Source organism: Novipirellula rosea (assembly GCF_039541335.1).
GTDB lineage: Bacteria > Planctomycetota > Planctomycetia > Pirellulales > Pirellulaceae > Novipirellula > Novipirellula rosea.
On record NZ_BAABGA010000036.1, the window covers coordinates 15,816 to 30,003 of the forward strand.

General features: G+C 55.4%; 5 protein-coding genes. All 5 read left to right on the forward strand.

Going from position 1 to position 14,188, the window contains the following annotated elements:
• The first annotated feature begins 48 nt into the window (after positions 1-48).
• The 5 genes from ABD971_RS36075 to ABD971_RS15195 all read left to right on the forward strand — a co-directional run bounded on the left by ABD971_RS36075 (position 49) and on the right by ABD971_RS15195 (position 12,682).
• A complete protein-coding gene (locus ABD971_RS36075; protein ID WP_425571315.1) occupies positions 49-300 on the forward strand; it encodes a glycosyltransferase in 252 nt (83 codons plus the stop codon).
• 160 nt (positions 301-460) lie between these two features.
• Positions 461-1,627 (forward strand): glycosyltransferase family 4 protein, encoded by a 1,167-nt coding sequence (locus ABD971_RS15180; RefSeq protein ID WP_345323423.1) that lies wholly within the window; start codon positions 461-463, stop codon positions 1,625-1,627.
• 3,096 nt (positions 1,628-4,723) lie between these two features.
• Positions 4,724-7,234: a polysaccharide biosynthesis tyrosine autokinase gene (locus ABD971_RS15185; protein ID WP_425571313.1), complete on the forward strand. Its 2,511-nt coding sequence runs from the start codon at positions 4,724-4,726 to the stop codon at positions 7,232-7,234.
• Between the two features lie 1,700 nt (positions 7,235-8,934).
• The gene (gene xrtU / locus ABD971_RS15190; RefSeq protein ID WP_345323425.1) at positions 8,935-10,716 is read left to right on the forward strand and encodes an exosortase U; all 1,782 of its coding nucleotides are present in this window, start codon (positions 8,935-8,937) and stop codon (positions 10,714-10,716) included.
• Between the two features lie 418 nt (positions 10,717-11,134).
• Positions 11,135-12,682 carry a tetratricopeptide repeat protein gene (locus ABD971_RS15195; protein ID WP_345323427.1) on the forward strand — a complete coding sequence of 516 codons (1,548 nt, stop codon included), beginning with the start codon at positions 11,135-11,137 and terminating at the stop codon, positions 12,680-12,682.
• Positions 12,683-14,188 lie beyond the last annotated feature (1,506 nt).

Consider the following 14,188-nt stretch of genomic DNA (forward strand, 5'->3'; position numbering starts at 1 on the left):
AGGTGGTTGTGGCTGCGTGAGTTGTAGGACGTCATAAAATCCGTAGCAATATCTTGTAGATTTCCAGTAATTGCCTCTCTCTCCAGTGGGGTTCCGAGGGTTGTACTGGACTGTGAAACCGGCTTGATCATTGACGGTGATGACCCAGACGAATTGCTTGAATGTCTCGTCCGACTTTGCAGCAACTCAGAACTGCGAGCACAAATGGACGAACGCGGACGTCATCGGGTCGAACAACACTACAATCGCACAATCCAAATGCGGAAGGTGTGTGAACTACTCGAAGGCCTGATTCGTTGAGCGCCCGCTGCCGAGCGAAATCTGGTAGCAGCTTCGATCGTATAGAGCAACGAGGAGGGATCGATCGTATACCATGGCACACTTGCTCTCATCTTACAGATCTCCGCCTGACAAAGGCTGCAACAATCCGCATCCGAGAAAAAACACAGAGAGACGAGCCGTGACCAATACGGAGCCAAGCAAATCGCCATTGAGAATCGCTCATGTGCAACTGCTGCCCCTACTTAGTGGCGTTCAGCGTGTGACGCTGCAAGAATTGTCATCGCTCGATTCAAACATGTACAAACGAACGTTGATATGCCAAGAAGCAGGACCGCTGACTCGCACCGTTTCTCCACTAGGCGTCCAGTGCCATTTCGTTCCGCAGCTAACCCGGCCAATTTCGCCCTTGAAGGACGCAGTAGCGTTTTGTCAGTTATGGCGTCTAATGCGATCGGGGAAGTTTGATATCGTCCATACACACTCTTCGAAAACCGGAGTGTTGGGCCGACTTGCCGCGAAGCTTGCGGGCGTTCCCGCGATCATACACACGGTGCACGGCTTTGCATTCCCCGCTGAAGATTCTCGTATAAAACGTCGGCTTTATGCGACCATGGAGCACGTCGGTGGCAGGTGCTGCGATCTAGTGATTTGCCTCAATCAAAACGATCTCGAAATTGCAAAGAAAGTTGGCGTCAAACCGAGCAAGTTGCGGGTGATCCCGAACGGCGTCGATCTGGCTCAGTTTTCGCCCGTTTCTGTAGAGCAGCGAGCCTCCATACGTAAAAAGCTCGACCTACCGTTGGACGAACCGATTGCGGTAATGGTAGGTCGTCTGTGGCCCCAAAAAGATCCCCTCACTTTTGTCGAAGCCGCTATAAAATATCTGTCACGTCATGCTGCGGGTCACTTTGTATTGTTGGGTGATGGTGACCTACGGAGTGAAATTGAAACATTAATCAATCAGCATGGCGTTTCTGACCGAGTCCACTTGCTGGGATGGCGTGACGATGTCGACCAGTTGCTGCCCGCTTTTGATCTGTTTGTGCTGCCTTCGCTGTGGGAAGGCATGCCACTTGCAATCCTTGAAGCATTAGCATGCGGCTTGCCCTGCATCGTCACCGACATTCCGGGCAACCGTGACCTTGTCGAAGACGGCGAAGACGGATTTCTCTTACCGACCAATGACGCAACAACGCTTGCTGACCATCTGACGACGTTGCTGTGTAACGAATCGCTTAGAAAATCGATGGGAGAACGGGCGAGATTGAAGGTGGTTAACGAGTATGATTTGGCGAAACGGACTCAACGCGTAATCTCACTATACGAACAAATTTTAGGCAGATGAATAGCAAAGGAAGGCAACAAATTACGACCTCATGCGGAGGACTGCGATTGACCAAGCCGCTGTCGAAGCTGCCGCAGTTTCTAGGAAGACGCTAGTGGCTAGAAATCGGGGAGATGTCGGCAACTTCCTTTGTTTTCATTTTCCTGTCCACCATCTTCCTGTAAACCCACTTGCTACCGCTTCGCCATTGAAGCCACGATGGCGTGACAATAATCGAACTCGCTTCAACCTCGAGCAACGGTTCCGGTTCAAACGAGAGTTACCAAGCCCGAACGTATTTGATTTACAGGAAAATAGGTGACAGAAAAATGATAGCGATGGAGGTGCGATGATTTTGAGTCACGTGCGATTCGCTATGAGTAGTGACGCTGGAGCAGAAAAGCTGGCTAGGGGCTAGCAATCGGGTAGAGGGTGAGATTGAAAAAGTTAAATTGACAATTGCAAATTGAAAATTGGAAATGGGTTGCAGGAACGAGCCAGTCTGGGGTGCCAGGCTGGCTTTTTGCGTTTGAGGGGAAAGAAGATGGGGATATTGGTAGGAAGATGGAGGTAGGAAAATGAGGAACGGAAGAGTGGGGGAGATTTTTGACAGACGAATGATGGGGACAGACGAATGAATTCAGCCGCACGACTCGGCTGTCCAAATGGCTTTAGATCCGTTCGTTTCGAGAGTAGGTGACTGGCACGAACACTGGAAACACTGTGTGTTTTCAAATAGGTTGCATGTCACACCTGCTTGTGTGCGGCCCATGACGACTGGCGTTCCACCGACCTACCGAAAACTCTTATCTTCTTACCTCCATTTTCCTACCAAATCTAAGTTCGGCTTTCGCGGTAGGAATCGCTGTTCGAAGCTGGTTATGGATTGGATCGAGTGGTCAAAATTCTCAGAGTTTTGTCGACACGGTACGGTCACGTTTTTTTGCTCAGTCGTTCCATGCGAACGGTTCATGGATTCACTGGGAATGAATCGTGCTTTGAGATGCCGGCTTTCATCTTTTTGTCCTCCATCTTTTTGCCCAAGCGTTGTCGATTCACTGTCTTGATTTCTGTATTACTTCGTTACCTCCGTTTGCTCCTGTTCAAATTCTTTTCTATGGAGCTGGTTTGACAGAAGGCAACCGAGCGAACGCAGGGGCGAGTTTTTTTGACAGACGAATGATGGGGACAGACGAATGAATTCAGCCGCACGACTCGGCTGTCCAAATGGCTTTAGATCCGTTCGTTTCGAGAGTAGGTGACTGGCACGAACGCTGGAAACACTGTGTTTTCAAATGGGTTGCAGGTCACTCCGGCTTGTGTGCGGCCCATGACGACTGGCGTTCCACCGACCTACCGAAAACTCTTATCTTCTTACCTCCATTTTCCTACCAAATCTAAATTCGGCTTTCGCGGTAGGAATCGCTGTTCGGCGCTGGTCATGGATTGGACGAGTGGTCAAAATTCTCAGCGTTCTGTCGACACGGTACGGTCACGAGTTTAGCTCAGTCGTTCCATGCGAACGGTTCATTGATTCACTGGGAGTGAATCGTGCTTTGAGATGCCGGCTTTCATCTTTTTGTCCTCCATCTTTTTGCCCAAGCGTTGTCGATTCACTGTCTTGATTTCTGTATTACTTCGTTACCTCCGTTTGCTCCTGTTCAAATTCTTTTCCAGGGAGCTGGTTTGACAGAAGGCAACCGAGCGAACGCAGGGGCGAGTTTTTTTGACAGACGAATGATGGGGACAGACGAATGAATTCAGAGCGACGATTCGGCTGTCCTACATTCGGCTGTCCAGACCGGTTATGCATCCGTTCGTTTCGAGAGTTGTTCACTGGCACGAACACTGGAAACACTGTGTTTTCAAATGGGTTGCAGGTCACACCGGCTTGTGTGCGGCCCACGACGACTGGCGTCCCACCGACCTACAGAAAACTTTTATCTTCTTACCTCCATTTTCCTACCAACTCTGAGTCCGGCTTTCGCGGTAGGAATCGCTGTTCGGCGCTGGTCATGGATTGGATCGAGTGGTCAGAATTCTCAGCGTTCTGTCGACACGGTACGGTCTCAATTTTAGCTCAGTCGTTCCATGCGAACGGTTCATTGGTTCACTGGGAGTGAATCGTGCTTTGAGATGCCGGCTTTCATCTTTTTGTCCTCCAACTTTTTGCCGAAGCGTTGTCGATTCATCGTCTTGATTCCTGCATGACTCCGTTTCCTCCGTTTGCTCCTGTTCAAATTCTTTTTTATAGAGCTGGTTTTACAGAAGGTAACCGAGAGAACGGAGGGGCGAGGTCGCTGCCGCCTCTCCGGCGGAAGTTTTGGTAGGAAGATGGAGGTAGGAAAACGTGGAACGGGGGGAGTTTTTTGACAGACGAATGAGGGGACAGACGAATGAATTCAGAGCGACGATTCGGCTGTCCTACATTCGGCTGTCCAGTCCGTTGGCGCCGCCACTCCGCATGGATCGTGCACGTTCAGGTTCAGCAGCCCTCCCCGGCCGCCTCCTGCGGCCGCCCCTCCCGGAAGGGAGGGTAAATTTCGATTCGCCAGCTCCGTGTCTCTCCCCCTCTCCCCCTCTCCCCCTCTCCCCCTCTCCGTGTCTCCGTGTCTCCGTGTCTCCCCCCTCTCCCCTGTCTCGCTAAAGTCGAACTTATGACGATTACGACGATTCTGCGGTGTTTCCGTGGCCAAAGCGACTTTCTGCTCACTCTTTTCCTAGTCCAAATGCCCCTCCGCCGGTAAACTGACGCTTGGACCGGCAACTTGCGGCTGCGGCCTCGTTTTCACGCGTCTTTACCGTCGCGGATCGCTCCGCGATCTTTGCCTTCCAAGAACATTGTGGTTACGGGAAGAATTCCAGTTTCCCCCGAGAACGAAAGTCTTGACGACTTGTTGATTTATTGAGCCGTGACGCGTCAGCGACCGGGTCCCACACGGTACCCGGTGCCTTACGGCCCACGGCTCACCATTGCGATTCGCATTTGGACTAGATCAACAAGCCGCTGACGACTTCCGCTACTTAGGCTGGGATCTTTAACAAGATCCACGACGATGATGCGTTTTGATCGCGGGAGCGATCAACGACACTCCTTTTTCATTGAATTGACATCTTATGAAGTTAGCTTCTGATCGCGGACTTTCGTACAGCAAGGCGCCTCCGATCACCGCCGCGGATCGCGGCTTGATGGGCCCTGCGGGCACCTCTTCCGCTGGTGGCGATTCGCAAGACATGCTGGCGGCATTGTGGCGGTACCGCTGGGCAGTATTGTTGCCAGCGATCGCCGGTGCGGTCTGTGGTTTTCTGGTCTACCAGCGGACTCCGGAGACGTTTAAGGCATCAACGCGGTTGATGGTCGAATCGGATCGTCCGGCGATCATGGACACCATGACGGGCGATGTCATCGGTGGCGTCCCCAGTATCGAAATTCTGGAATCACAACTGTTCAGCGATCGCGTCGTCAAAATGGCGTTTGAGGACGAGCAACTGGCCCCATTTCGCGATCGTTTTGAGAATGATTCCCGCGTTTTTTTGGGTTCCGCCCACGAGTCGCTATCGATCGAATCTGACGTAAGAGATCTACGCAATACGCAATCATTGGTTGCCGAACTAAGTTTTATGCATACTGACCCCGAGCTGTGCTTGGCAAGCGTGATGTCGTTTAGTGATGCATTGCAGGCGTATTTCCAGGAAAAGCACAAAAGTTCGCGGGGCGAACTGCTAAGACTGATCACGGTCGCGATCGATCAATTGCACCCGAAGATGAGCGAACTGGAATCACAGTACCGCGAATTTCGCCGTGACGCGCCGCTGGCGTGGAACAGCGCGGGTGAGGCGATCAATCCGCATCGGGAACGACAATTGTTTCTAGTCGGCCAACGCAGCGAACTGATCGAAAAGATGCGTCAAAAGGCAACGGAGTTGTCGGCGGTGAAGGCGATCGCGAGTGACTCGAACGATCCGTTGGTCGCACTGAACATCATCGGGCAGTTGTTGGACGTCAAAATCACGCTGCCCGACAGTGCGACGGCGCTTGCCAACAACCTCCGTGACGGTGACGCGCAACTGGCGGAATTGGAACTCGACCAACAACTGATCCCGCTGATGATCGAGCGGAACAAGATGGCCAATGAATTCGGCGCAAGCCATCCGACGGTCAAACAGCTTGATACCGAGTTGGACATGATGAAAAGTGAATTGCGACGGATTGTGCTGGAGCAAACCGAACGGATTCTCGAGCTTCGCAAAGAAAACGAAGTCGAAGTGATCAATCCGGCAGAGAAGGCCAAGGAAGCAATTTCAACGGTGGTGGTCGCGGGCGAGGCGGAGTTGCAGTTATTGAAGGATCAAATCGCCGAGGTGGATCAACAGATAGCCGACGAAAAAGCAGCGTCGATCACGATTGCCAAATTCGAACAAGACAACGCGGGGATGTTGCGTGAATTGGAACGCAACCGCGAACTGATGAACCAATTGGAAGAGCAGATGGCTCGCGTCAGTTTGACCGAGGAAGAGGGAGGCACGAAGGTCAATGAGTTGACGGCGCCCTCGGCCGCCTATCGTGTTGGCCCCAGTCTCGCCAAAACGCTTGGGATCGGCACGTTTTTGGGATTGGCACTGGGGGCCGGATTGGCACTGTTACTAGAGAAAAACGCCAACACCTTTCGCGATCCCGACGAGATTGCCGAACTGTTGGGCGTACCCGTGCTGACTCACGTGCCCTTTTTCAAAGGACGGATTCGTCGTCCGGCCAAAGGCGAGATCAATCCGTTCAAGGATTTAGATCCGGGAATCGTGGTGCTGCATCAACCGGCGTCGGTGGCGGCCGAGTCGATTCGATCGTGTCGAACATCGATCTTTTTTGAATTGGCCAATGTCGAAGGGGGCAAGGTATTGCAGATCACTAGCCCGTTGCCGGGGGATGGTAAAAGTACCGTGGCCGAGAATTTGGCTTGTTCGATCGCCCAAAGTGGTAAGCGGGTGTTGGTTGTCGATTGTGACCTTCGCCGTCCGCAGATCACCGATAATTTTAACATGCTAGACAAATTGGGTTTAACCAACATTTTGAATGGCGATTGCGAGCCAAGCGATGCATGTCATCAAACGCCGCTCAGCACGCTGCACATGATGCCGAGTGGCCCGATCCCGGCCAACCCCGCCGAAGCATTGACATTGCCGGAAATGGGCGAATTGATCGACTTGCTACGCGAAGAGTACGACTATGTGATCTTGGACACACCGCCGCTGTTGGTGGTGACCGATCCGAGTATCACGGCGGGGATGGCCGACGGGGTGGTAATGGCACTGCGAGTCCGCCGCAAGAGCAAGCCGAATGCGAAGGAGTCGGTCAACATTTTGCGAAGCGTTGGTGCGAACTTGTTCGGCATGGTTATTAACAACTCGGACGAGGCTGGTTCGAGCGACGGGTATAAAGGTTACGGCTACTATCGCTACGGCCGTTACACCAATCGCTACTACCGCCGTAAAGGTGGCGATGATGCACGCCGCGAGACATCCAAGATGGCGAAGCCCGTCGTGGTTGGAGGTCGTGGGTTAGCCGGAATGCCTAAGCCGAAGAAGGCGGAAGTGGTGAGTGCAGGGGATGTGGGGAATGAGGAAGGCTAGAGGGAGGAAAGTGAGAGGGGGAGACACGGAGAGGGGGAGTGGGGGAGAATTGAGTTTGCCCTCCCTGCGGGAGAGAGCGGTCGCGGGGATGCGGGCGGAGAGGGGTGGTGACCTCGAATTGGCATCGCCCATTTCTAACACGGCGAGCCCCACCCAGAGACGGCTACCGCCGGCTCTGACCTCCCCAGAGGGGAGGTGAATCACGCTGACGGCTTGGAAAGCCGTGCGACAATGGCGACGAAAGTCTTGACGACTTCCGCTACGGCATTCCCTGCTGGCGTCCAACAAGTCACCTCGCCCGGCGAAGCGGGGAGAGGTCGGACGGGCCCTTGGGCCCTCGTCCGGGTGAGGGCCGACCGCGCTATCTTGATGCGGGTTGCGATTCAACTTGCTCGGACGGCCCTCACCCGAGCAATCGCCATACGCTCTGCTCGACCTCTCCCAACTGCGTTGGGAGAGGTGACTCTCTTGCTGGCAACGGTCGATTTCTAACACCGCGAGGCCCCGAAACCAGTTCATTGTCGGCCAGCTTTCCAAGCTGGATCCGCGAACTGTGGATGTTCTTCTCATTGGACACGGTCACTCTTGTGGCGACCTTCAATCGCGGTGCTCGCTGACGGCTTGGAAAGCCGTGCGACAATGGCGACGAAAGTCTCGACGACCTCCGCTACAAACCACTTGCTGGCGTCCACAAGTCACCTCGCCCGGCGAAGCGGGGAGAGGTCGGACGGGCCCTTTAGGCCTCGTTCGGGTGAGGGCCGACCGCGTTATCTTGATGCGGGTTGCGATTCAACTTGCTCGGACGGCCCTCACCCGAGCAATCGCCATACGCTCTGCTCGACCTCTCCCAACTGCGTTGGGAGAGGTGACTCTCTTGCTGGCAACGGTCGATTTCTAACACCGCGAGGCCCCGAAACCAGTTCATTGTCGGCCAGCTTTCCAAGCTGGATCCGCGAACTGTGGATGTTCTTCTCATTGGACACGGTCACTCTTGTGGCGACCTTCAATCGCGGTGCTCGCTGACGGCTTGGAAAGCCGTGCGACAATGCCGACGAAAGTCTTGACGACTTCCGCTACGGATCACTTGCTGGCGTCCAACAGGTCACCTCGCCCGGCGAAGCGGGGAGAGGTCGGACGGGCCCTTGAGGCCTTGTCCGGGTGAGGGCCGACCGCGCTATCTTGATGTTGGGTGCGATTCAACTTGCTCGGACGGCCCTCACCCGAGCAGTCGCCATACGCTCTGCTCGACCTCTCCCAAACTGCGTTGGGAGAGGTGACTTTCTTGCTGGCACGGTCTATCTCTAACACTCCGAGGGCCACCCAGAGACGGCTACCGCCGGCTCTGACCTCCCCGGAGGGGAGGTGAAATCTAGATTACCCTCCCTGCGGGCGGGGAGGGCTGGAAGGCTATTTTACTTTGGAGACTTCGATTCTCGACAGGCTGGCAGCCTGTACTACTTTGCGGAATTCGGAAGCGGCCCCTTACATGCCCCCCCAGGCGTAGTAAGATAGGCTACTAGTTGATCGCCACTCTGCTAGCCACCTCGACCTAGATGCTCTGGCGGTGGTGGTGCACGCAAGCCCATTTCCTGCCGTTTTCCGGCTTCATCGTACTCTCCCCCAAAAAACGATTTACTTCGTTTCCTGCCCGGTTCCGACGCTCCTTCCTCGCTCCCCGAATTCGTCAATAGCTGGATGATATGGCCACCATCGATCCTTCCGCTGCTTTGGATACGGAATTGCTTTCGGATTCCACTACTTACGAAACCCATCGTCCCGATGTGGTTTGGATCGGGTTCTGGGCCGCACTGACACTGCCGTTCCTGCCGATGCTCGTTTCCTACTTGCTGAACCTTTGGAATCTCGAGCATTATCGTTTCTTCCCCTTCGCTCTCCTTGCGGTCGCTGCGATTGGCTACGCCCGCGTCCAGCGGCCACTGCATGGTCCTCGCGGCGCCGTTGCCTGGGGTGCCTTGGCGACCGCGTTTGTTCTTGCTGCGGCTTCGTTTCGACTTGGATCGCCTTGGGTCAGCTGTATCGGATTCGTCTTTCTTGCCCTCGCCTTCTTCAGCTCTCAATCGGGACTGGGGGGGGGCCGTTTGATTGCGGTGGCGGTTCCTTTGCTGCCGATGGTCCGTTTGCCGTTGGGGATGGATCAATTGGTGGTCATTCGGCTGCAAAGCATCACCACGTCGTTGTCCAGCGTGCTGTTGGATGTTCTGAGCGTCCCGCATGCGGTGCAAGGCAACGTGATTCAATTGCCCAATCGCGAACTGTTTGTTGCCGAGGCATGTAGCGGGATCCAATCGGTCTTCACGCTGGCGTTTGCTGCGACGTTGTTGGTGGCGTACCACCGCCGTCGACTTTGGCTGTTACCAATGTACGTGGTCGCCGCAGTGGTGCTGGCCATCTTTGGCAACGTTTTGCGGGTGTCGGTCGTCGCGGTGGCGGAAGCCTGGTTTGTACTCGATCTGGCGACGGGATGGCCACATACGCTGCTCGGCTACGCGACGCTGGGGATCGCGTTGCTCTGTTTTTTGTCGTTCGATCATTTGATCGTCAGTCTGCTGCATGCCGCCCCGGCCTACGATGACGAATCGACTTACAATCCGCTGCTGCGATTATGGAATGTCACAGTGGACCGGCGATACCGTTTCACAGCGGACGATTCGGTCGGCTACTCCAGCCTGCCGGATGAACCGGCTCGCTTACAACTACGCATCACGCTGAGCGACCGCATTGGCAGTTTGCTGGAAAACAAACGATTGCGATTCGCCTCCGCAGCGGTATTGTTGGTGTTGACGGGGGTCTCGTTTGCGACGGCATCGAGTATGGGAATCCCGGGGTATGGAGATGGCGGCGGTTTTATGGCCGAGCACCGGATCGTCGAGCCCGGCAAGGGCATCTTCGAGGCTCACTTGCAGACCCTTGAAATCGCGGACCACCAACAGTCGCGAAACAACGACAATCCACGGCTTGGCAAAAACGCCGATCACTGGCAAGCGAAACTAGGTGAATTAAACGCTCAAATCGTGCTTAGCCAAACCTATCTCGGTTGGCATGAACTCTGTTTTTGTTACGAGGCCGACGGTTGGCGATTGCTGAACCGAGAGATCGTAATGCAGCCGAGCGAGCTGGACCTCACCAGCGAGCAACGATCGCTTGAGGAGGCCGCCGACACGCCGCCATGGCATCCTTACGCCTATGCCCGGCTTCGCAAGCAAGCGTCGTATGAAGGCTATTTGTTTTACGCCGGCATTTTCGCGGATGGCAAAGTGATGGTGCCGCCACCAAAACCGGGACGACTGGGGCAACGAATTGCAGGGATTGATCAATCCGAACACATGTCGGACGAGATGGTGATGTTTCAAGTTTGGATCACCAGCCCCGAAAAACTTTCACTCGAGACCCTTCGCGGTGTGCGAGATGATTTCCAAGCGATGGTGGCAGCGCTATCCAGCAAGATGAAAGAGAGTCGTTGATCGCTCCGCGATCACAACGGCGGACGTCGAATGAATCGAAATCCAAATTGCAATGGTGAGCCGTGGGCCGTCAGGCACCGGGTAACGCAAAAGCCCCGGTCGCTTACGCGGGATTGGCGAATAAGAATCGATAGACGATGCGTGAGTTGTGCGGATGTACGGTGGGACGAAAGTCTTGACGACTTCCGCTACGTAATGACGCCAGGAAATGTATGAAGATTGAATCGGATGGGATCTTTCGCAAGATCCACAACGGTGAACGATGATGATGGGATCTTTAGCAAGATCCACTACGGTTATTGGCGATGCCGGGATCTTTGTGAGATCCGTTGGGGCAGTTGATTGTTTGACGTGGCTTGAATGAACGTAATGATCGCGGAGCGATCAACGACGATGAAAAAGGGACCGGTGATCCGCGATGCTGCAATACTTTAGTCCGCTGCATTGGCTGCGTTGGACGGGCCAATTCGTTTACGCTTGGGCGATCTCGACGCCTTGGCATGATGCTGCCAAAGGAATCCCCGCATTCCTGTTGATGATCTCGCTCGCGGTACTTGGCGTGGTCGCTTCCTCGGACGGCAGCACTTGGCGGTCCGATCGAGTGGATCAGCAATTTGCCAAAGCTTGGGAGGCGGACGATTTCACGACCGCCGAATTGGTGATCCACCGGCAATTGAAAGAACGCAGCGATCATCCGCCGCTGCTGTTTCGACTGGCGCTGACCCGCGATGCCTTGGATCATCGCGACGAGGCGACGGAGCTCATGCGATCATTGGTGATCCATCGGCAACACCCGCCGGCGGCCCGCTGGCTGCTGACTCATTTGTATGCCGAGGGGAAATGGACACAGCTCGAATCGGATCAACAAGCCGAACTGGGGCGAATCCTGGCGCTACTGCATCAGGAATCGCCCAATGACCTGGGGGTGAAACAACTTTATGCCGATTACTTCATCGCAACGCAGCGACCGACCCAGGCAATTCCGCTGCTTGAGCAATTGGCCGAAGTCCATCCGATGCAAGGACTTCGAGCGGCGGCGATTGCCCGTCAAGCCAACCGAGAAACACAAGCAGAACGACTGGCGCTGAGATCGCTTGAAACCGTTTCTAAACGATGGAACGAAGAACCAAAGAATCTTGGGTTGGCGTTAGCGGTCGCACAAAACCAAATCTTTCTGCGGCGTCATTCCGACGCCGTGCTGACGCTGCAGAAGGCGGTGTCGCGAGTCGATAAGCCGGAAGATTCCCAGGTTTTGCAGATGGCGATGGGCGATACGCTGTTGGCGTGGATCGCGGATATCGAACAGGCTCCTGAGGGCATCGAAAAGCGGCAATTGCAGACGTTGCAGTTGTTACAGCAGGCGTTGCAGGTGGCGCCCAACAGCCCGCGGGTGCTGAGCGTGGTCGTGGATCGGGTGCTGGGATTGGTGGACGAAAAGGACGCTGAGATCTCGGCGGTGCGGGACGCGTTGATCGAGGGGACATCGCCGGGGATCGCTCACTTTATCCAAGGCACAACCGCGATGATCAAAGACGATACCGAGAAGGCGACGATGCATTTGACGATTGCGGCAGAGCTGATGCCCAACAGTGCTGCGATCCTGAACAACTTGGCGGTGGCGATGTCGGTGCGAGAGGAAGCGGATCTAGAACAAGCACTGAAGTTATCACAGACGGCGATCAAACAAGTCTCACTTCCCTCGCCCCACTTCTACGATACGCGAGGCCAGATCCTGACGAAATTGCAGCGGTACCACGAAGCGATCCCTGATCTGGAGCGAGCGTTGTCGGTGCCGGAATTGGCGAAAAACGCCCACCAGTCGCTGGCGGTGTGCTACGAGGCGATCGGAGAACCGGAGCTGGCGGCAGAGCATCGAGCGGCTGGAGGGGAAGTGAAGAGTGAGGAGAAGCGAGAGAGGGAGCGGCGAGAGGGGGAGACACGGAGAGGGGGAGTGGGGGAGAATTGAGCTTGCGCTCCCTGCGGGAGGCGCCGTCGCATGGATGCGGTCGGGGAGGGCTGGTGAAAGCATCGCGCAAGGTCCACTTCTTACACAACGAGGCCCCGAAACTAGTTCATTGTCGGCCAGCTTTCCAAGCTGGATTCGCGAACTGTGGATGCTCTTCTCATTGGTCACGGTCACTCTCGTGACGACCTTCAATCGCGGTGCTCGCTGACGGCTTGGAAAGCCGTGCGACAATGGCGACGAAAGTCTCGACGACTTCCGCTACGGATCGCTTGCTGGCGTCCAGCAAGTCACCTCGCCCGGCGAAGCGGGGAGAGGTCGGACGGGCCCTTTAGGCCTCGTCCGGGTGAGGGCCGACCGCGCTATCTTGATGCGGGCTGCGATTCGACTTGCTCGGACGGCCCTCACCCGAGCAATCGCCTTGCGCTCTGCTCGACCTCTCCCAACTGCGTTGGGAGAGGTGACTTTCTTGCTGGCAAACGTCCAATTCTAACACTGCGAGGCCACGAAACGAGTTCATTGTCGGCCAGCTTTCCAAGCTGGATCCGCGAACCGTGGATGCTCTTCTCATTGGGCACGGTCACTCTCGTGACGACCTTCAATCGCGGTGCTCGCTGACGGCTTGGAAAGCCGAGCGACAATTTGCTGAGAGTCGCAGGCAAGCCCAGCGCGATGACAGGTTGAAAACCTATCCCACGATTGACGACTTCTGTTATGGCATCGCTTGCTGGCGTCCAGCAAGTCACCTCGCCCGGCGAAGCGGGGAGAGGTCGGACGGGCCCTTAAGGCCTCGTCCGGGTGAGGGCCGACCGCGCTATCTTGATGCGGGTTGCGATTCGACTTGCTCGGACGGCCCTCACCCGAGCAATCGCCATACGCTCTGCTCGACCTCTCCCAACTGCGTTGGGAGAGGTGACTTTCTTGCTGGCAACGGTTGATTTCTAACACCGCGAGGGCCCGAAACCAGTTCATTGTCGGCCAGCTTTCCAAGCTGGATTCGCGATCCGTGGATGCTCTTCTCATTGGTCACGGTCACTCTCGTGACGACCTTCAGTCGCGGTGCTCGCTGACGGCTTGGATAGCCGTGCGACAATGTGTTGAAAATCGCAGGCAAATCCAGCGTGATGACAGGTTGGAAACCTATCCCACGATTGACGACTTCCGCTACGGCATCACTTGCTGGCGTCCAACAAGTCACCTCGCCCGGCGAAGCGGGGAGAGGTCGTACGGGCCCTTGAGGCCTCGTCCGGGTGAGGGCCGACCGCGCTATCTTGATGCGGGCTGCGATTCGACTTGCTAGGGCGGCCCTCACCCGAGCAATCGCCATACGCTCTGCTCGACCTCTCCCAACTGCGTTGGGAGAGGTGACTTTCTTGCTGGTAACGGTCTGTTTTTAACACAACGGGCCTCACCCAGATCCGGCTGCCGCCGGCTCTAACCTCCCCACGGGGCATTGGTGTCTACACAAATCGATCGATTTGATATTGATTGCCGGATGGGATTCAAATT

Coding starts and splice junctions, on each gene's coding strand:
- ABD971_RS15185 (WP_425571313.1), top strand. CDS start 4,724: ATGAAGTTAGCTTCTGATCGCGGACTTTCGTACAGCAAGGCGCCTCCG.
- xrtU (WP_345323425.1), top strand. CDS start 8,935: ATGGCCACCATCGATCCTTCCGCTGCTTTGGATACGGAATTGCTTTCG.
- ABD971_RS15195 (WP_345323427.1), top strand. CDS start 11,135: ATGCTGCAATACTTTAGTCCGCTGCATTGGCTGCGTTGGACGGGCCAA.